Source organism: Nocardiopsis valliformis DSM 45023 (assembly GCF_000340985.1).
Lineage (GTDB): Bacteria > Actinomycetota > Actinomycetes > Streptosporangiales > Streptosporangiaceae > Nocardiopsis > Nocardiopsis exhalans.
This window is the reverse complement of record NZ_ANAZ01000003.1, coordinates 421562-440002: the sequence shown is the minus strand read 5'-3', so window position 1 is coordinate 440002 and position 18441 is coordinate 421562. Positions and strand designations below refer to the sequence as shown.

Sequence of the window (18441 nt, the reverse complement as noted above, 5' to 3'; positions counted from 1 at the left end):
GAGGAGTCTCCATCGTCCGCACGAACAGTCGCCGTTTCGCGCACACCCTGTTCGGTTTGGAGTGGCGCGGCTAACATTTGGCCAGGTCCATGTCGGCTCCGGGACCTGGAGGAAGGGGACGAACGTGACCGTTGTGCACTCCATGGACCGGATCGAGGGCTTCGAGGCCGCGGCGTCCCAGGCCTTCGCACCCCTGCGCATCCGCGCGGAGGACGGACGTTCCTTCCGCGGCGAGTTCGGCAGCATGCGGGTGGACGAACTGGTGCTCACCCGGATCCAGGCCGACCCGGTGACGGTGAAACGGGAGCGCTCGGTGATGAGTTCCACCGACCCGGACCTGATCAAGGTGGCCTGGCACGTCTCCGGTAGGGCGGGGGTGGACCAGGGCGGGCGGCAGTGCCTGCTCAGCCCCGGCGACCTGGTCATCTACGAGTCCGGACGGCCTTACGAGCTCCCGTTCTGGGAGTCCTACGACACCATGGTCGTGGGGATCCCGGCCTACCTTTTCGGGGCACACGCGGACCAGCTTCGCCAACGCGTCGCCATCCCCGTTCCCGCCGAACGCGGCACCGGAGCGCTGCTCACCACGATGCTCCAGGGGGTCGCTACCGGACAGGGCTCCGATTCCGTGGCCGGCGCGCAGCACCATCTGGCCACCGCACTGGTGTCCCTGGTCTGCGCGGCCTTCATCGACGCCCTCCCCGAAGCGGAGGCGGACCCCTGGGAACGCATCCAGGCGTTCTGTCTGGCCAACCTGTCGGACCCGGGCCTGTCCGTGGAGTCCGTCGCCTCAGCCCACCACATCTCCCCGCGCTACCTGCACAAGCTGTGCCAGGCCAGGGGGTTCACTCTCGCCCGCTGGATCCGCACCGAAAGACTGTCCCGTATCCGCCGCGATCTCGGTGACCCCCTGCTCACCGACCGCAGCACCTCGGCCGTCGCCGCCCGCTGGGGCGTCCTCGATGCGGGCCACCTGGGCAGGATGCTCAGAGCCGAGTTCGGCGAGACCGCCAGAGAGATCCGGGCCCGCTCCCGGGCCTGAGGGGCACCTACTGCTTCGGCCGGTTGGCGGTGTGGAACCACGCACCCAGCAATAGCGTTGCCCCGACCACGATCAACGCAATCGCCCATGACCCCACCGGCGCCATCACCGTCTCACACGCGGCGATCATCGTGCCGGGTGTTCCCTCGTAGGCGAACCACCCGAAAGAACCGCCCTCAGCATGGAACGGAGCTCCCCACCCCGATCCGCACCGCCCATGGGGAATCAACCCGAGGGCTATGCCCCCAGCGATCAACGCAATGCCCACCGTACGAACGATCTGAACAGGGGACACGGAGCTCTCCTCAACAAAAGGGGGCGGTTGCGGGGGGTTTCGGTTACCAAGAATTTCGTTGCGAGGAATTGCGTTTCCAGATGCCCCGGAACCTCACGGATACCACCCCGAGGAACGCCCCGTCACCCCGGTGGACCGGTGCGCCAGTCCTCATGCCCGGGGTGGTCTGCCCCCGGTGCTGTGTGGGGTTGAACCCGGGGAAGCACACACAACACAGGAAGCCCGGCAGTTAGATCTGCGTCCATGGCGGTGTCCGGCTGTTAGCGCGGGGTGCGTTCTCCTCCACTTCCTCCAGTTCATCTGGGCTCCTCCAGCCTCCTCTGGGGCGGGCAGGAGGGATGAGAGATGCTCTGAGTCAACTGGAGATGCGGCGGAACCTGTACCACTGGGGGTTGGTGCGGTTCATGGGGAAGCCGAGGCCTTCGGTGGAGGCGGCTTCGACGCCGCGGAGTTCCCACTCTGATGCTTGAAAAGCCGCTTCGACCTCCGTCTGCGAAACCCCCTCGACCATGCGGCGGAAGAGGGAGTCCCCGAAGGCGAGCATCAGGAGGGTGGCGCCCGGGTTGGCGAGGGCCGTGGCTCCTCGGGCCAGGGCGGACTGTTGTGCCTGGTCCAGGCCTTGGAAACAGCCGATGTCCAGGGCGCGGCCGGGGCTTTCGCGTTCGGTCGACTCGCGTTCGAGCCAGGAGCGGAGCTGGGCCCCCGCGGCGGGGCCATAGCGCTCCCAGGGGGTGAAACCAAGGCGGTACATCCGCGCGTAGTTGGCCATGGTTCCACGGTAAGTCAGCCTGGAGGGAGGCCCTGGGCGACCTGCGGTTCCCGGGGAAGGCACTGGTCGTGCAGGTACAGGACCACGCACGGGACTATTTACTGACCGATCGGTCTGTAATACTGTTCGCAGAGACCCGAACGAGGAGAGGACCGTCACGTGTCCGAAGTACTGGAGAGCTACGCGCAGGGATCGTGGTTCGCCCCCGCGGACGAGGGTGCGCCGCTGGCTGACGCCAACACCGGCGAGACCGTCGCGCGGATCTCGAAGAACGGGCCCGACGTCGCGGCGATGGTCGAGTACGCGCGTGAAGTCGGCGGGCCGGAGCTGCGCAAGCTGACGTTCCACCAGCGGGCGAACATCCTCAAGGAGGTCGCCAAGCACCTCATGGGGTACAAGGACGAGTTCTACGCTCTCTCGTACCGGACCGGTGCCACCAAGCGCGACACCATGGTCGATGTGGACGGCGGCTTCGGCACGCTCTTCAGTTTCTCCAGCAAGGGTCGGCGCGAGCTGCCCAACTCGACGGTCATCCTGGACGGTCCGCTCGAACCGCTGAGCAAGGGCGGCACCTTCGTCGCACAGCACGTCTACACGTCGCGGCCGGGCGTCGCGGTACAGATCAACGCCTTCAACTTCCCCGTCTGGGGCATGCTGGAGAAGCTCGCTCCCGCCTTCCTCGCGGGTCTACCGAGCATCGTCAAGCCCGCCGGGCAGACCTCGTACCTGACGGTCGCCGTCGTGAAGCGGATGGTCGAGTCCGGCCTCATGCCCGAAGGGTCGATCCAGCTGCTGGTGGGCAGCCACCGAGGGCTGCTCGACAACCTTGGCCCGCAGGACATCGTGGGCTTCACCGGATCGGCGGCCACGGGCGCGCTGCTGCGCAACCACCCGAACGTGGTCAGCGGCGGGGTCCAGCTGAACGTCGAGGCCGACTCGCTGAACTGCTCGATCCTCGGCCCGGACGTGAAGGCGGAGGACCCCGAGTTCGACCTGTACATCAAGCAGGTCGTGGCGGAGATGACCGTCAAGGCTGGTCAGAAGTGCACCGCCATCCGCCGGGTCCTCGTGCCCTCGTCGATGGCCAAGGCCGTCACCGAAGCCCTCACAGACCGCCTGTCGAAGGTGGTTGTCGGCGCCGCCGACAACCCGGACGCCCGGATGGGCGCGCTGGTCTCCCTGGACCAGCGCGAGGAGGTACGCAAGGCGGTCAAGGCCCTGCGCACCTCCAGTGCACTGGTGTTCGGCGACCCGGAGCAGCTCGAGGTACTCGGCGCGGACGCGGAGACCGGAGCGTTCATGTCGCCGATCCTGCTGCGTGCCGAGCCCGGCGCGAAGGAACCACACGACATCGAGGCCTTCGGCCCGGTCAGCACCGTCATCACCTACGACACCGTCGCCGAAGCGGTCGAGCTGGCCGCGCGCGGCCAGGGCAGCCTGGTGGGTTCGCTGGTCACCAACGACGAGGACGTCGCGCGCGAGGTCGTCCTGGGCGTCGCCCCCTGGCACGGTCGCATCCTGGTGCTCAACCGGGACGACGCCAAGGAGTCGACCGGCCACGGTTCCCCGCTGCCCGTCCTGGTGCACGGCGGTCCCGGCCGCGCGGGCGGCGGCGAGGAGATGGGCGGTGTGCGCGGCGTCAAGCACCACATGCAGCGCACCGCGGTGCAGGGCTCCCCGGACATGCTCACCGCGATCACCGGCCACTGGACCACGGGTTCGCGCCGGAACGTGGAGGACGTGCACCCGTTCCGCAAGGACCTGAGCCAGCTGCGGATCGGCGACACCATCGAGTCGGCCGAGCGCGCGGTGACCCGCGCGGATATCGACCACTTCGCCGAGTTCACCGGTGACACGTTCTACGCGCACACCGACGCGGAGGCCGCCGCCGCCAACCCGCTGTTCGGCGGGATCGTGGCGCACGGCTACCTGGTGGTGTCGCTGGCCGCGGGCCTGTTCGTGGACCCGGCCCCGGGACCGGTGCTGGCCAACTTCGGAGTGGACCACCTGCGCTTCCTCACCCCGGTGAAGGAGGACGCGGTGATCAAGGTGACGCTGACCGCCAAGCAGATCACCCCGCGCACCAACGCCGAGTACGGCGAGGTGCGCTGGGACGCGGTGGTCACCGACCAGGATGGCGAGGCCGTGGCGACCTACGACGTGCTCACCCTGGTGGCCAAGGGCACGGAGCAGCAGGGGTAGGCGGAGCAGACAAGGAATCTGATCGACCTGTCACCTTGTCGACTCGGCGGCTGAGCGACAGGTCGGTGAGTCGACAAAAGGGACAAACGGTGCCCCCGGTCTCCGGACCGGGGGCACCGCCGTGTCCGGTCCGGGACGGCCGCCGGAACCGCTGGCATGCTGGGAACCCGACACCGTGCCTGCTCTCCGACACAAGGGACTCCCATGCGAGAACGCGACCCCAGGATCCGACCGCGACGCACCACGAAACTGCGGGTCACCGAGGACTTCGCCGCGCCGCCGGAACGGGTTTTCGCACTGATCCAGAGCGAGGCGGGCTTCCTGGACGCCATGCCGCCCGGGGTGGAGGTCCTGCACTGGCCGGAACGCTTCGGCCAAGGCGAGGTCCTGGACCTGCGCTGGGGCGCGGCCGGGGTCTTCCCGGTCCGCTGGACCGCCGTCATCGACGCCTACGAGGAGGGGCGGTCGTTCAGCGACCTCCAGGTGCGCGGCCCGTTCCGCTACTGGCGGCACACCCACACCGTCGAGCCGCACGGTTCCGGTACCCGGCACACGGACCTGGTGGAAATCAGCACGGGCTTGGGCCCGGCGGGCGACCTCGCTGCCGCCGTCGGCATCCGTGGCGCCTTCGGCCCGAGGCTCGAACGGATGCACACGGCCCTGGCAGACGGCCGGACGTGAGGAAGCGCCCCGGAGGTGCCGACTCCTCCGGGGCGCTCGTTATCCCCGAACCCGGCTCACAGGTGAGCGATGGCCCTGGCCGGGTTCTCCATGGCGTCGGCGACGACGCGCATGAAGCCTGCTGCCGCGCCGCCGTCGCAGACGCGGTGGTCGAAGGCGAACGACAGCTGGGTGATCTTGCGGACCGTCAGCTCGCCGTCTACCACCCAGGGGCGGTCGATGATCCGGCCGATGCCGAGGATCGCGACCTGCGGGTGGTTGATGATGGCGGCGCTGCCGTCCACGCGGAGCGAACCGAAGTTGTTCAGCGTGAACGTGCCGCCGGTGAGCTGGGCCGGGGTGGCCTTGCCCTCGCGGGCCAGGCGGGTGAGCCCCTTGATCTCGGTGTCCAGCTCGGCGGTGGTGAGCTTGTGCGCGCCCATGACCGCCGGGGCGACGAGGCCGCGGTCGGTCTGGACGGCCAGGCCGAGGTTGACGCCGTCGTACTGGACGAGCTCCCCGCGCTCGGTGTCCACTAGTCCGTTGAGCTCCGGGTAGGCGCGCAGACCGGCGAGCACGAACCGCGCCACGTAGGCGAGCAGGCCCGGCCCCTCGGGGTCGGACTGGCGCAGGCGCACCAGTTCGGTGGCGTCCACGTCCACCCACACGGTGGCCTCGGGGATCTCGGTGCGGCTGCGCGTGAGCGAGGCGGACACGGCCTTGCGGAAGGTGCCCATCGGGACCCGCTGGGACTCGGTGAGACCGGTGCGGGTGTCGACCGCGCCCGGCTCGACGGGAGCGGGCTCGGCTGCCGGAGCGGCCGGAGCGGGGGCCGCGATCGGGGCGGACGGGGCCGGAGCGGTGTTGGCACCGGCCGCCTCGATCGCGGAGCGTACGTCGCGGCGGGTGATCAGGCCACCCGGGCCGCTGCCCTCGATGTCGGCCACACGCAGTCCGGCCTCGCGGGCGAGCTGGCGGACCAGCGGCGAGGTGACCAGCGGGACCCGGCGCACCGGGGTGGTCGGAACGGGTGCCGCTGGGGCGGGCGGCTGGGCGCCGCGCGCCGGGGGGCGGTTGCGCGGACGGCGGCGGCGACCGGAGCCCGTGGACTCGGGGGTGCCGTAGCCGATCAGGACGTTGCCCGAACCCGAACCCGCGCGCTCCTCCTCGCGGTAGCGCTCACCCGCGGCGTCGGTCTCGGCCGCCGAGGCCACCGAAGCCTCTTCCGGGGCCTGCGCCTGCGGCGCGGCCTCGGCGGTGTCCACGGTGATCAGCGGCTTTCCGACCGCCAGGACCTCGCCCTCCTCGCCGTGCAGGACGCCGACCGTCCCGGCGAAGGGCGAGGGGACCTCGACGATGGACTTGGCGGTCTCCACCTCGACGATCGGCTGGTCCAGGGTGACGGTGTCGCCGACGGCGACCAGCCACTTGACCACCTCGGCCTCGGTGAGGCCCTCTCCCAGGTCGGGGAGGTCGAAGATCCGGGTCGTCACTGGTCCTCCCACTGCAGGTCGTCGACGGCGTCGAGGATGCGGTCCACGCTCGGCAGCTGGAAGCGCTCCAACTTGGGCGGGGGGAAGGGGATGTCGAAACCGGTCACCCGGCGGACCGGGGCGGCCAGCGAGTGGAAGCAGCGTTCGGTCACACGGGCGACGATCTCCGAGGCGACGCTGGCGTAGCCGCTGGCCTCGGCGACCACCACGGCGCGCCCGGTCGAGCGCACGGCGGCGCAGACGGTCTCGTCGTCGAAGGGCACGACCGAGCGCACGTCCACGACCTGGAGGCTGCGGCCCTCCTGGGCGGCGGCCTCGGCGGCCTCCAGCGCGGTGGGCACGGACGGCCCGTAGGCGATGAGGGTGGCGTCGGTGCCCTCACGGCGGATCACGGCCCTGCCGATCCCGGGGGCGGGGCGGTCGAAGTCGACCTCCTCCTTGGCCCAGTAGAGCTTCTTGGGCTCCATGAAAACCACGGGGTCGGGGGAGGCGATGGCCTCGCGCAGCAGGTAGTAGGCGTCTTCGGGGGTGGCCGGGGTGACGACCTTCAGGCCCGGGGTGTGTGCGTAGTAGGCCTCGGAGGAGTCGCAGTGGTGCTCCACGCCGCCGATGCCGCCCGCGAAGGGGACGCGGATGACCATCGGCAGGCCGACCTTGCCGCGGGTGCGGTTGCGGGTCTTGGCGACGTGGCTGGCGATCTGCTCGAAGGCCGGGTAGGCGAAGGCGTCGAACTGCATCTCGACCACCGGGCGCATGCCGTTCATCGCCATGCCCACGGCCATGCCGACAATGCCGGACTCGGCCAGCGGGGTGTCGAAGCAGCGGTCCTCACCGAACTCGGCGGTCAGGCCGTCGGTGATGCGGAAGACACCGCCGAGGGGGCCGACGTCCTCGCCGAACACGTAGACGGAGGGGTCCTCGGCGAGGGAGTCGCGCAGCGCCCGGTTGAGCGCCTGCGCCATGGAGAGCTTCTCGGTCGCCATGTTCAGTTGCCCTCTCTGCTCAGTTCGTCGGCCAGGAAGGCGGCCTGCTCGGTCAGCTGCGGGGTGGGTTCGGCGAACACGTGCGCGAACAGCTCGGCGCCGTTCGGCTCGATGTCCTTGTTGACGCCCTCGCGCATGTGGGCGGCGACCTTCTCCGCCTGCTCGGTGATCTCGGCCTGCCGGGCCTTGGTGAGCACGCGCTTCTTCTTGAGGTAGGTCTCCATGCGCAGCAGGGGGTCCCGGGCCACCCACGGGTCGACCTCGTCCTCGCTGCGGTAGCGGGAGGCGTCGTCGGCGTTGGTGTGCGCCTGCATCCGGTAGGTGTGTCCCTCGACCAGCTGCGGGCCCTCGCCGGAGCGGGCGGCCTCGACAGCGCGCTCCAGGACGGCGAGGACGGCGGCGGCGTCGTTGCCGTCCACGCGCTCGCCGTTGACGCCGTAGCCGACGCCCTTGTGGGCGAGGGAGGGGGCCGCGCTCTGCTTGGCCAGGGGCACGGAGATCGCGTACTCGTTGTTTTGCACGAAGAACACGACCGGCGCCTTGAACACGGCGGCGAAGTTCAGGGCCTCGTGGAAGTCGCCCTCGCTGGTGGCGCCGTCGCCGCACAGCGCCATGACCACGGTGTCCTCACCGCGCAGGCGGGCGGCGTGAGCGACGCCGACGGCGTGCAGGAGCTGGGTGGCCAGCGGGGTGGCCTGGGAGGCGACGTTGTGGGCGTAGGGGTCGTAGCCCGCGTGCCAGTCGCCCTTGAGCAGGGTGAGGACCTCGACGGGGTCGACGCCGCGCGCAATGACGGCGGCGGTATCGCGGTAGGTCGGGAAGAGCCAGTCGCCGTCGGCCAGCGCGAGCGCGGCGCCGGTCTGGCAAGCCTCCTGGCCGTGGGAGGAGGGGTAGACGGCGAGGCGGCCCTGGCGGACGAGGGCGCTGGCCTGGTCGTTGACCCGACGGCCGATCACCAGGGAGGTGTAGGCCTCGAGGAGGCGCTGGGAGTCGGGCATCCGCAGGTCGGCGTTGTCGACCGGGAGCCCTGCCTCGTCGAGCAGCTGGAGCGGCTGCTCGGAGGGGAGTAGGCCCTGGTGTTCAGCCATGCTGCAACCTCCTGGTTCACGGAAGATCTGTACAGAGACATGGTGCTGTTTCCGACCATCTGTTCGCCACAAACCAGGAGGAATCAAGAAAATGTCGCGAGAGTTCCGGAGATTTTGAGCATTTTGTCCAAATATGTGACCCAAGACACCGCTCCCGGTGGACATGTGGCCCAGGACTCAGAGGCGAGTGACCCTCACCGCTCGCGCACCCCGCCGGCATCCCCGTGCCGCCGACCGGGTGCCCCGGCGTCCTAGCATGTAGCGGTGCCGCGAGCGGCCTGACCTGCGAGGCGCCGGGCGCACACCACTTCAGCAGGTACTTCAGGGGGAACCAGACCGTGAGCGACGAACGCGAGAACCTGACCTACGAGCTCTTCGGCACCGCGATGCGTGACATGGCTCGGGCGATCGCGGACGACGGCTACGAGCCGGACATCATCCTGTCCATCGCCCGGGGCGGCCTCTTCGTCGCCGGCGGCCTCGGGTACGCCCTCGACGTCAAGAATCTCCACGTGATGAATGTGGAGTTCTATACAGGTGTGGGCACCACGCTGGACATGCCCGTCATGCTGCCGCCGGTGCCTAACGTGGTTGACCTGAGCAAGAAAAAGGTCCTGGTCGCCGACGACGTCGCCGACACCGGCAAGACGCTCAAACTGGTGCACGACTTCTGCGCCGAGCACACCGCCGAGGTGCGCAGCGCGGTCATCTACGAGAAGCCGCAGTCACTGGTCAAGTGCGAGTACGTGTGGAAGCACACCGACCGCTGGATCAACTTCCCTTGGTCGGTGGAGCCCCCGGTAGTGCACCGCGAGGACCAGGTACGCGACTCCTGATCCGGGGTCCGGGCCCTAGATGAAGCGCTGCACCTCCACACCGTCCATCACTTCATCGATCTCCTCCGACCTGGCGGTGAAGTCCGCGGACTGGCAGGAGGAGGACACGATCAGCTCCATATGCTCGAACCACTGGGCCGACACCCGCATGGTGTAGTCGTGGCCGTCCTGGCCGGTGTACTCCAGCAGTTCCGTCTGGAACTGGGCGGTGGTGCCGCCGAAGTCCCGGAGTTCGACCACGGGCTGGGGGGTCACCGCGAGACCGGTCGCACCATTGTCCTCCGCAGAGGAGGCGAAGGCGTCCAGAGTGCTCTGCGGATCGCCTTGGACCCCCAGTGACTGGTTCTGGTAGAGGCTGACCTGGCAGCTGCTGGCGTCGTGGCTGAGGATGGTGAGTCCACCGTTGCCGTGGGTCTCGGACTCCCAGTCCAGCAGGAACGGGAACGCCCACGTCGCGCTCCCCATATGGGACTGGTCCTCGGGCGGTTCGGCCGTGAACGCACCAGCGGCCTCCGACTCCGGGGACGGTTCAGGGTTCTGCGCTTCCTCCGACACCTCGGTGTCCGTGGTGACCTCGGAGGCGGGTTCGGGGCCGGGGCCGAAGGCCGGCAGGCAGGCGGTCGTCGCCAGGGCGAGGACGACGAGTACGGAGGCGTAAGCGGACACTCGGGGTCTGGGTGTCTCGTGCATGCCTCCATCGTCCGTGTTCCCGGCCTCCCAGGACATGGGTAGGGGTACTCATTCGTTGGCCGCTTCCGGCCGCTGGGCCAACGCCCCCCTGGCCGGTGGAGCCCCCGGCGGCGCACCGCGGGGACCGGGTACGCGACACCACCTGATCCCCGCGGTCGGCCCCTGACGTCTCAGGTAGCGGTGTCGGCCCCGCGCCCACCCGGCGCCGGGTCCGCGGGCTCGGGACCGTCGCCGTTCCCGGGCCCGGCAACCCCCTCAGGGAGCGGCCTGAACAGCATCCGCAGCATGGCGCCGACCATCACCGCGCCCAGCAGGAGCATGCCGAGGGCGGCCGGGAGCTGGAAGGGCGCGGGCAGGTGCAACGGCAGGTGCCAGGAGGGGGACTCCGTGCCCGCGAGAACCCCGATCAGCGAGGCCGCGCCCTGGTAGAGCGGCAGCCAGAAGGTCAGGCCCAGCACCGTCAGTACGGTGCCGGCCCGGCCCGACAGGGTGTCGAGATTGCGTTCGAGGCGGTTGAACAGCGCCCATTCCTCTTCATCCTCCGAACCCGCCGAGCCAGCGTCGGAGTCGCTCCCGGAGCGCTCCTCGGCGACCTGCTCCACGCTCTTCCCGGCCGTGGCGTCCCAGCCCCAGCGCAGGGTGTTGAGCAGTTCCGGGCCCCGCTTCTCCAGCCGACGGTAGGCCATCCGGCCCAGCCCCCAGCCCAGCAGCAGCCCTTCGGCGACACCGAAGGCAATCGCGGCCCAGACCAGGTTCTGGTTCCCGGTGAATACCCCAAGAGCGGTCAGAGCGGCGGGCGGGGCGGAGCAGACCAGCAGCAGCGGGAAGAGCACCGTGAACTGGCCCGAGGGGTCCCCAGAGGCCAACGGGCTACCGCCGTGCCGGTGCGGTTCCGGGCCGGGCGCGGGCCACATGACCGCGAACAGCACACTCAGGCCCGCACCCGCGCCGATCAGCACGGGCAGCACCGCGGCCACCCAGGGCCAGGCCCAGTCCTGCCCGGTGAACAGGATGCCGCCCACCGACACCAGCACGGAGACCGGCACGAACACCAGCAGCCAGGTGATCTGACGGCCGCGCACGTCCCGGCGCTCGGCGCCCGGTGACAGCAGGGTCTGCCACAGCGCGCTGCCGTCCAGGGCGTACACGTTCAGGGACATCAGTGCGGCCATCGCGACCATGATCAGCCCGGCCAGCGGGATCATGAAGGTCATCCCGACCAGCAGGCCCATCGCGCAGACCAGCACGCCCGTCCACAGGGCCACGCGCAGCTCCAGGGCGCGCCTGGGGTCCTTGCCCCAGGTCCGGAGTTCGCGGGTGATCACCGCACCCATCGGCCCGGAGGGCAGGAAGCGCTGGAGCAGGTGGGTGACACCGCGGCCGCCCCGGGCCGGAGCTGTGGTCGGACTGCTCACCCGGCGGCGGACGAACACACCCCACACGGTGAGCAGGAGCAGCGCGAGCACCAGCAGACCGAGCAGCGCGCCGAGGGCGAGCAGCGGGGAACCCTCCCCGGCCGCCCGGACAGCGAACACGCCCCAGCCGGAGGGCAGCGCGAGCGCGACGGTCGAATAGGGGGCGGCCACACCCTCGTTCCACAGCAGCGCGAACACGTCCGTGTACTGGGACACCGCCTGGTAGATCATGAAGATCGAGAAGCCCGCGGCCAGGACCGCCGCGCTCTGGATCGCGCTGATCTCGACCCCGATCCGGGTCCGCATCGCGGCGCCCACCATCGCGGTGAACACACGGGAGCAGAGGACGATCACGATCACCGTGAGCGGGACCGCGACCACCGCCACCAACGCCGCGAGCGGGCCGAAGCGGATCGCCAGGGTGAACAGGGACAGGGACGCCACCGCCGTGACGGGGACCGTGACCCCCACGAAGGACGAGGCGAGCAGGCCGACCATGACCGTCCGCAGCGGCACGGGTTCCAGGGCGAAGTACTCCGGCCGCAGCGACTCGTCACCGCCGCTGCCGCCCGAGGGGCCGGCAACCCAGCAGACGAGCCACACGCCGAGGACCGTCGCGAGCAGACTGACCACCGCGCCCATCGGGGCGAACACCGAGACCAGCACGGTGAGGACCGCCAGGGCCAGGCCGACCGCCCCGCCGACGAGCCTGCGGGTGCTGGACCCGTTGCGCAGGATCGACAGCTTCATCCGGATCATCACGCCAACCATGCGAACCCCTTCACCGGTTCGGGGGCGCCGACGAGGTCCACGAATGCCTCTTCCAGCCCCGCGTGCTCTCCCCGAACCTCCGCCGTGGTGCCCGAGGCGAGCACCCGGCCCCGGGCGATGACACCGACGTGGTCGCAGACCTGCTCCACGAGCGCCATCACGTGGCTGGAGATGATCACCGACCCGCCGCCCTCGGTGAAGGAGCGCAGGATTCCCTTGATGACCGTGGCCGAGATGGGGTCGACCGCCTCGAAGGGCTCGTCCAGGACCAGCAGCCGAGGAGCGTGGACCAGGGCCCCGGCCAGCCCGATCTTCTTCCGCATGCCCGCCGAGTACTCGATGATCAGGGTGTTCTCGGCCTCGTCCAGGCCGAGCCCGGTCAGCAGGTCGTCGACCCGCTCCCCGACCTGCTCGGGGCCCAGGCCGCGCAGCTGGGCCAGGTAGGTGAGCAGTTCACGTCCGGTGAGGCGTTCGGGCATCGCCATGCCGTCCGGCAGGACCCCGATCATCGACTTCGCCCGCAGCGGGTCGGACCACACGTCCGCACCGAAGACCCTCGCCCCTCCGCTGTCCGGTCGCAGCAGCCCCACGGCCATGGTCAGCGAGGTGGTCTTACCCGCCCCGTTGGGTCCGACGAGGCCGTAGAAGGAGCCGCTGGGGACGGTCAGGCTGACGTGGTCGACCGCCTGTTTCGTACCGAATCTCTTACAGAGGTCGTAGAGCTCGAAGGCTGGAGGCTGGGGGGTCATGGACACCTCACGGATCGTGTCTGCCTGGTTCACGACCGACATTACTGAGGCGTCATCTCGCCCGGCGTCCTCCGAGCGGGCGGCGAAAGCGGATCCGTGTCCCCCGTTCGGAGGACACCGCCGCCACCTGGGGAACGGCCCCGACCGCGCCCTGCAGGGTGACCGGAACCGGCCTCCGACGACCGCTCGACTCTGGCCAGGAAGGGCGGTGTTTCACGTGAAACACCTGTCGCCGTATCGCCCTGTCGACCAGCCGACACGTGGACCTGTCGACAAGTCCACGTGTCGGCTGGTCGACAGGTCCACTGGCCGACACGGAGACTGGGACGGCAGGACTACTGGCCGACGAGGCGGGAGAGCTCGACTCGGGAGCGGATACCCAGCTTGCTGTAGATGTTGCGCAGGTGGTGGTCGACCGTGCGGGTACTCAGGAAGAGACGGGCCGCGACCTCCCGGTTGGTGGCCCCGCCCGCCACGTGCCGCGCGATGCGCAGCTGTTGCGGGCTGAGCAGCTCCACCCCGCTGTCCTCGCGTACCGCCGTGCTGCCGCGCGCCGCCCGGAGCTCCTCACGGGCCTGGCGGGCCCACGGCACGGCGCCCAGCCGGTCGAAGACGTCCACGGCGGTGTACAGGTGCTCGCGGGCCAGACCCGGGTGCCGGGAGCGGCGCAGGTGCCCGCCGTAGAGCAGCCGGGTGCGGGCCTCCTCGAAGTCGCAGTACCCGGAGGCGTGCAGATCGAGGGCGCTCTCGAAGTACGCGTTCGCCGCCTCGCCCTCGTGGAGCAGCCCGCGGCAGCGCATCACCTGGGCCCGGGCGGTGTCCTGGCCGGTGGCCTCCGCCCAGCTGGCGAAGGTCTCCACCGCGCCCTGGACCCGTACCGTCACCCCGCCGCGCACCGAGGCTTCCACCAGGTGCGGGGTGATCAGCAACCGCACCGCCGCGTGACCGCTGCCCGGACCGGAGCGGGCCAGGGCGCGCAGGCGCATCGCGGCCTCCGCACCGCGCCCGGCACCGAGGTCGAGCAGGGCCAGCGCCCAGGCGGCCAGCCCGGCGGGCAGACCCACGTCGTGCTCCCCGGCCATGGCCGAGGCCGTTCCTGCGTGCTCGCGGCAGGTATCCTCCTCGCCGCGGATGGCGGCAACGAAGGCGAGCGCTCCCCGGTGGTGGCTCGCGCAGTTGTCCTGCCCGGACTCCAGCGCCGTGCGCAGCCCTTCGGAGGCGCTCTCCTCGGCCAGGGAGAGGCGGCCGAACCACATCTCCGCGTAGGTCAGGAACTCCAGGGCCTGGGGGAGCAGGGTGAGCGCCCCGGTCCGGCGGGCCACGGCCGCCGCACGTCCGGCCAGGGCCCGGGTGCGCACGTGGTCGCCGCGCAGCAGCCCCGCGATCCCGCCGAGCACGAGCGCCTGGGGGTCGCCGAGCAGGTCAGCGGTGTCCTCGGCCCGGCCCAGCAGCACGGCGCCCTCGCGGTGGCGGCCCTGGAACATGGCGGCCTTGCCGGTCATGTAGTCCAGGACCAACCGGTTCCAGGGGTGGTCGACCCCGGTTCCGTCCCCGTTCGTGTCTCCAGCGGCGAGGGCTCCGGCCATGAGGGTTCGGGCGCGTTCGGCGGTGGCGAAGAAGCGTTCGTGGTCGCCGGACAGGCAGCTGGCCTCACCGGCCTGGAGCAGGACCCGCAGCGCTGCCCCGGGGTCGCTGCGGGCCAGGCGGTCCGCGGTGGAGCCCAGGCGCTCGGAGGCGTCGATGGCCACGCTCGACCGCAGGTCGATCTCGGCCCGGAGCAGGTCGGCGTGGTCCGAGCGCACGTGTTCCAGGACGCGCCGGGCCCGGTTCGGGTCTCCGGACAGCCAGGCGGAGCGGGCGGCGTCGGTCAGGCGCAGGCCGCGGAGTACGGGGTCCGGGGTCAGCCGAGCGGCGTGTTCGTGGAGCAGGGAGGCGGGGGAGTGCCCGTCGCGCTCGACGGTGCGGTGCGCCTCCTCTTGGAGGGCGGCGGCGACCCGTTCGTCAGGGGTGCTCCCGGCCAGAGCCCGGTGCCAGGCGGCGCGCCCGGTGTCGTGGTCCGCCTCGTGGGCGTGGGCCAGGGCCGAGTGCGCGGAGCGGCGTTCGGCGGGGGCGGCCCGGTGGTAACCGGCCGAACGGGCCAGCGGGTGGGTGAAGACCACCCGGTCCCGCTCCTCGACGATCAGCCCGGCCCGCCGAGCGGGTTCGAGGAGGTCGTGTTCGGCCTCGTCCAGCAGGGGGCCGTGCGGCTCCGCGGCGATCTTCACCAGGCTGAGCCGGGTGGCCTCGGGCAGCCGGGCCAGGGCCGCGGCGAAGCTGTCGGTGAGCTCGCCCCGGGAGCGCGGCGGCCGGTCCAGGGCGAGGGCGCCGGAGCGCTGTTCGGGTCCGGTGCCCTCCAGCAATTCGAGGGCGGCGCGGGGGTTGCCCTCGGCGGCGGTGGCCAGCTCCGCCGCCACGGGTTCGGCCAGTTCCTCCGCCCCGGCCGCCTCGATGAGCAGGCTCAGGACCGCCTTCTCGGGCAGCGGACGCAGCCGGAGCACGGGGATCCCGGTGAGCCGGTCCGGGTCACCCTCCCGGGCGCTGAGCAGGACGACGGCCCCGTCGTGGGTGAGCCTTCGGGCAGCGAAGGCCACGGCCTTCTGGGAGGGCGGGTCCAGCAGGTGGAAGTCATCCACGCAGATCAGCAGCGGGCTTTCGGCCGCGACCTCGGCGAACAGCCCCAGAGCCGCATTGGCCAGCGGGAAGGCCTCGCCGGGGGTTCCCGTGTCCAGGGCTCGGGTGAGGGTCTCGCGCTGGGTGCTCGGCAGGCGCGGCAGATAGGGGAGTGCGGGCCGCAGGAGCTGGTGCAACCCGGCCAGGGGGAGGCGTCCTTCGCCGGGGGCGGCGCGGGCGCGCAACACGGTGAAGTCGCGGGCCTCGTCCCCGGCGTGTTCCAACAGGGCGGTCCGGCCCGCGCCGGGGGCGCCCGTCACGAGCAGGCCGCCGCTGTGTCCGGAGCGGGCGGCTTCGAGCAGGTGGCGGACGGTTCGGAGTTCGTGGTCGCGCCCGAGCGGGGGCGCTGTGCGTGTGAGCGGGTTCACGCTGATCACCCCTTTAAGTTACTCGCCAGTTAAGGGCGAGTAAAGAGACCGGCAATTCAGCCGATGCGCCCGGTGTGACCCGGCACACACAATCGAGATCCCCGCTTCCTCCATCCCCCGGAGTTCACATGAGACGCCTGACCTCACTCCTGTGCGGACTCGTCCTCGCCCTCACCACCGTCTTGCACGCTGCCCCCGCCTCCGCCGACTCCCGCGCCCCGGTCATCTTCGTGCACGGCTTCATGGGCAAGGGCGGCCAGTGGAACGACATGCGCACCGCCCTGGTCCAATCCGGCTACCCCGAGGACCGGCTGCACGTCTTCTCCTACGACTGGGCCCGCTCCAACACCACCATCGCCAGGCAGCTCGCCGACCGCGTCGACAACGTGCGGGGCCAGCACGGCGCCGACCGGGTGCACCTAGTGACCCACTCCATGGGCGGCCTGTCCTCGCGCTACTACATCAAGAACCTCGGTGGCACGGAGACCGTCGACCAGTGGATCTCCATCGGCGGCCCCAACAACGGGACCAACATCGCCAGCTTCTGCCCGTCCCTGATGACCCCCTGCAAGGAGATGCGGCACGGGTCCTCCTTCCTCAACGACCTCAACGGCGACGACCCCACGCCCGGACCGGTCACCTACACGACCATGCGCTCGTCCTGCGACCTGATCATCTCGCCCACGAGCAGCACGTCCCTGCCCGGCGCCAACAACATTCAGGTCGGCTGCGTCGAACACATCTCGATGATGTGGAACCGCGGGGTCATCAACCACGTCCGCGGCGTCCTCAGCTGACCCGCTTCCAGCTGAGGATCTCCGGCCGACCTGTCGACAGATCTACAGCTCGACACAGAGACAGGGCGACAGATCGTTTCGACGATCTGTCGCCCTGTCCGGTTCGGTTCAGCTCAGTCGAGCGGACCTACTTGTTGCTGGTGACCGGCTCGGGGCCCTCGATGCCCTCGGCGTGCAGGTCGATGCCCTGGATGTCCTTCTTCACCAGGGAGACCGCGATGAAGGAGACCAAGGAGAGCACGACCACGTACACGCCGATGGTCCACGAGGCGTCGTACCTGGTGAGCAACAGCTCGGCGATCATCGCAGCGAAGGCGCCGCCGAGGATCGCGCCGAGGGCGTAGCCGATGGACACACCCGAGTAGCGGACCTCGGCCGGGAACATCTCCGCGTACAGGGCCGACTGGGGACCGTAACTCAGGCCGAAGGTCAGCGTGAAGACGAAGACCCCCAGGAAGTACATGTAGATGTTCGCGGTGTCGACCATGAACCACATCGGGATCGCCCAGGCGGCGAGCAAGACGTAGCCGATCTGGAACGTGCGCACCCGGCCGATCCGGTCACTGATCCAACCGCCGTACAGCGTGGAGATCAGCCAGCCGAAGGAGGCCAGGGTAGTGGCCAGCAGGACCGGGCCGCGGTCCATGCCGAGGCCGAACTCCTCCACCGGGCGCGAGGCGTAGGTGGCCAGGAAGGCGATCACCAGGTAACCGGCGGCGTTGTTGGCGACGAAGATCAGCGCGGAGAGCACGACCTCCCTGGCGTTCTTACGGAACAGCAGACCCAGCGGGGCCGAGGACTTAGCCCGGCGCTGCTGCATGTGCTTGAAGACCGGGGACTCCTCGACCGTCTTGCGGATGAGGTGGCCGACGATGATCAACACGAAGGAGAGCAGGAACGGGATGCGCCATCCCCACTCCAGGAAGGCCTCGGTGCCGATGGCCGTGGTGATGGCCCAGACCACGAAGGTCGCCAGGATCATGCCGCAGGGAACACCGATCTGCGGGTAGGCGCCGAAGTAGCCGCGCTTGCTCACCGGCGCGTGCTCCACCGACATCAGGGCGGCTCCGCCCCACTCACCGCCGGCCGAGAAGCCCTGGATGATGCGCATCAGGATCAGCAGGATCGGTGCAGCCAAGCCGATCTGGGCGTAGGTCGGCAACAGGCCGATCACACAGGTCGCGACACCCATCAGGACGAGGGTGAAGACCAGGATCCTCTTACGCCCGAACCGGTCCCCGAGGTGCCCGGCCACGATCGCACCCAGCGGACGGAAGAGGAAGGAGATACCGATGGTCGCGAAGGAGAGAACCTGCGCCACACCGGGGTTGGAGTCCGCCAGCGGTGCCAGGAAGAGGGGTGCCAGCACCAGACCCGCGGCCTGGGCGTAGATGAAGAAGTCGTACCACTCGATGGTGGTACCGACCATGGTCCCCGCGAGGACCTTGCGCTTCTCCTTGGGGTCGAGGGTTCCACCGGGTCCTGGGACCGTGGCGTCGGAAGTCGCCATTGCTGCTCCGTAGTTCTCTACCGGCTGGGGGGGCCGAGTGCTCGTTCGGGCACAGGTCGACCGG

14 protein-coding genes are annotated in these 18441 nt (G+C 70.1%); 5 read left to right on the top strand and 9 right to left on the bottom strand.

Features of this window, described 5'->3' with window-relative positions; genetic code table 11:
• Positions 1 to 124 precede the first annotated feature (124 nt).
• Positions 125 to 1042 carry an AraC-like ligand-binding domain-containing protein gene (locus tag D457_RS0104665; RefSeq protein WP_026116330.1) on the top strand — a complete coding sequence of 306 codons (918 nt, stop codon included), beginning with the start codon at positions 125 to 127 and terminating at the stop codon, positions 1040 to 1042.
• 650 nt (positions 1043 to 1692) lie between these two features.
• Here the strand turns inward: D457_RS0104665 and D457_RS0104655 are convergent.
• Positions 1693 to 2106 (bottom strand): hypothetical protein, encoded by a 414-nt coding sequence (locus D457_RS0104655; protein ID WP_017579482.1) that lies wholly within the window; start codon positions 2104 to 2106, stop codon positions 1693 to 1695.
• 159 nt (positions 2107 to 2265) lie between these two features.
• On the opposite strand from D457_RS0104655, the gene paaZ reads away from it, so the two are divergent.
• Positions 2266 to 4308 carry a phenylacetic acid degradation bifunctional protein PaaZ gene (gene paaZ / locus D457_RS0104650; protein WP_017579481.1) on the top strand — a complete coding sequence of 681 codons (2043 nt, stop codon included), beginning with the start codon at positions 2266 to 2268 and terminating at the stop codon, positions 4306 to 4308.
• Positions 4309 to 4512: 204 nt separating this feature from the next.
• A complete protein-coding gene (locus D457_RS0104645; RefSeq protein WP_017579480.1) occupies positions 4513 to 4989 on the top strand; it encodes an SRPBCC family protein in 477 nt (158 codons plus the stop codon).
• 56 nt (positions 4990 to 5045) lie between these two features.
• On the opposite strand, the gene D457_RS0104640 is transcribed toward D457_RS0104645, so the two are convergent.
• The 3 genes from D457_RS0104640 to pdhA are packed head-to-tail and all read right to left on the bottom strand — an operon-like array spanning position 5046 to position 8532.
• On the bottom strand, positions 5046 to 6461 hold the full coding sequence (locus D457_RS0104640; RefSeq protein WP_017579479.1) for a dihydrolipoamide acetyltransferase family protein: 1416 nt from the start codon (positions 6459 to 6461) through the stop codon (positions 5046 to 5048).
• Entirely contained in the window at positions 6458 to 7444 is a 987-nt protein-coding gene (locus tag D457_RS0104635; RefSeq protein ID WP_017579478.1) for an alpha-ketoacid dehydrogenase subunit beta, read from the bottom strand. The genes D457_RS0104640 and D457_RS0104635 overlap by 4 nt, the downstream gene beginning before the upstream one ends.
• Positions 7445 to 7446: 2 nt before the next feature.
• Positions 7447 to 8532 carry a pyruvate dehydrogenase (acetyl-transferring) E1 component subunit alpha gene (gene pdhA / locus D457_RS0104630; RefSeq protein WP_017579477.1) on the bottom strand — a complete coding sequence of 362 codons (1086 nt, stop codon included), beginning with the start codon at positions 8530 to 8532 and terminating at the stop codon, positions 7447 to 7449.
• A 338-nt stretch (positions 8533 to 8870) separates the two neighbouring features.
• On the opposite strand from pdhA, the gene D457_RS0104625 reads away from it, so the two are divergent.
• The gene (locus D457_RS0104625; protein ID WP_017579476.1) at positions 8871 to 9368 is read left to right on the top strand and encodes a phosphoribosyltransferase; all 498 of its coding nucleotides are present in this window, start codon (positions 8871 to 8873) and stop codon (positions 9366 to 9368) included.
• Between the two features lie 15 nt (positions 9369 to 9383).
• On the opposite strand, the gene D457_RS0104620 is transcribed toward D457_RS0104625, so the two are convergent.
• The 4 genes from D457_RS0104620 to D457_RS0104605 form a co-directional block, all read right to left on the bottom strand.
• Positions 9384 to 10058, bottom strand: a complete 675-nt coding sequence (locus D457_RS0104620; protein WP_152514142.1) for a hypothetical protein — start codon at positions 10056 to 10058, stop codon at positions 9384 to 9386.
• A gap of 170 nt (positions 10059 to 10228) precedes the next feature.
• Entirely contained in the window at positions 10229 to 12244 is a 2016-nt protein-coding gene (locus D457_RS0104615) for a hypothetical protein (protein WP_239646011.1), read from the bottom strand.
• On the bottom strand, positions 12232 to 12993 hold the full coding sequence (locus D457_RS0104610; protein ID WP_039830989.1) for an ABC transporter ATP-binding protein: 762 nt from the start codon (positions 12991 to 12993) through the stop codon (positions 12232 to 12234). Before D457_RS0104610 ends, D457_RS0104615 begins: the two co-directional genes overlap by 13 nt.
• Before the next feature lie 335 nt (positions 12994 to 13328).
• Entirely contained in the window at positions 13329 to 16079 is a 2751-nt protein-coding gene (locus tag D457_RS0104605; RefSeq protein WP_017579472.1) for an AAA family ATPase, read from the bottom strand.
• A 119-nt stretch (positions 16080 to 16198) separates the two neighbouring features.
• On the opposite strand from D457_RS0104605, the gene D457_RS0104600 reads away from it, so the two are divergent.
• A complete protein-coding gene (locus D457_RS0104600) occupies positions 16199 to 16867 on the top strand; it encodes an esterase/lipase family protein (RefSeq protein ID WP_017579471.1) in 669 nt (222 codons plus the stop codon).
• Positions 16868 to 16994: 127 nt separating this feature from the next.
• Here the strand turns inward: D457_RS0104600 and D457_RS0104595 are convergent, their stop codons facing one another.
• Positions 16995 to 18377, bottom strand: a complete 1383-nt coding sequence (locus D457_RS0104595) for an MFS transporter (protein ID WP_017579470.1) — start codon at positions 18375 to 18377, stop codon at positions 16995 to 16997.
• Positions 18378 to 18441: the final 64 nt, after the last annotated feature.

Bases quoted from the DNA above. Each gene is read 5' to 3' on its own strand.
- D457_RS0104595 (WP_017579470.1), bottom strand. From the start codon at position 18,377: ATGGCGACTTCCGACGCCACGGTCCCAGGACCCGGTGGAACCCTCGAC.
- D457_RS0104610 (WP_039830989.1), bottom strand. From the start codon at position 12,993: ATGACCCCCCAGCCTCCAGCCTTCGAGCTCTACGACCTCTGTAAGAGA.
- D457_RS0104645 (WP_017579480.1), top strand. From the start codon at position 4,513: ATGCGAGAACGCGACCCCAGGATCCGACCGCGACGCACCACGAAACTG.
- D457_RS0104615 (WP_239646011.1), bottom strand. From the start codon at position 12,244: ATGGTTGGCGTGATGATCCGGATGAAGCTGTCGATCCTGCGCAACGGG.
- D457_RS0104655 (WP_017579482.1), bottom strand. From the start codon at position 2,106: ATGGCCAACTACGCGCGGATGTACCGCCTTGGTTTCACCCCCTGGGAG.
- D457_RS0104600 (WP_017579471.1), top strand. From the start codon at position 16,199: ATGAGACGCCTGACCTCACTCCTGTGCGGACTCGTCCTCGCCCTCACC.
- D457_RS0104635 (WP_017579478.1), bottom strand. From the start codon at position 7,444: ATGGCGACCGAGAAGCTCTCCATGGCGCAGGCGCTCAACCGGGCGCTG.
- pdhA (WP_017579477.1), bottom strand. From the start codon at position 8,532: ATGGCTGAACACCAGGGCCTACTCCCCTCCGAGCAGCCGCTCCAGCTG.
- D457_RS0104620 (WP_152514142.1), bottom strand. From the start codon at position 10,058: ATGCACGAGACACCCAGACCCCGAGTGTCCGCTTACGCCTCCGTACTC.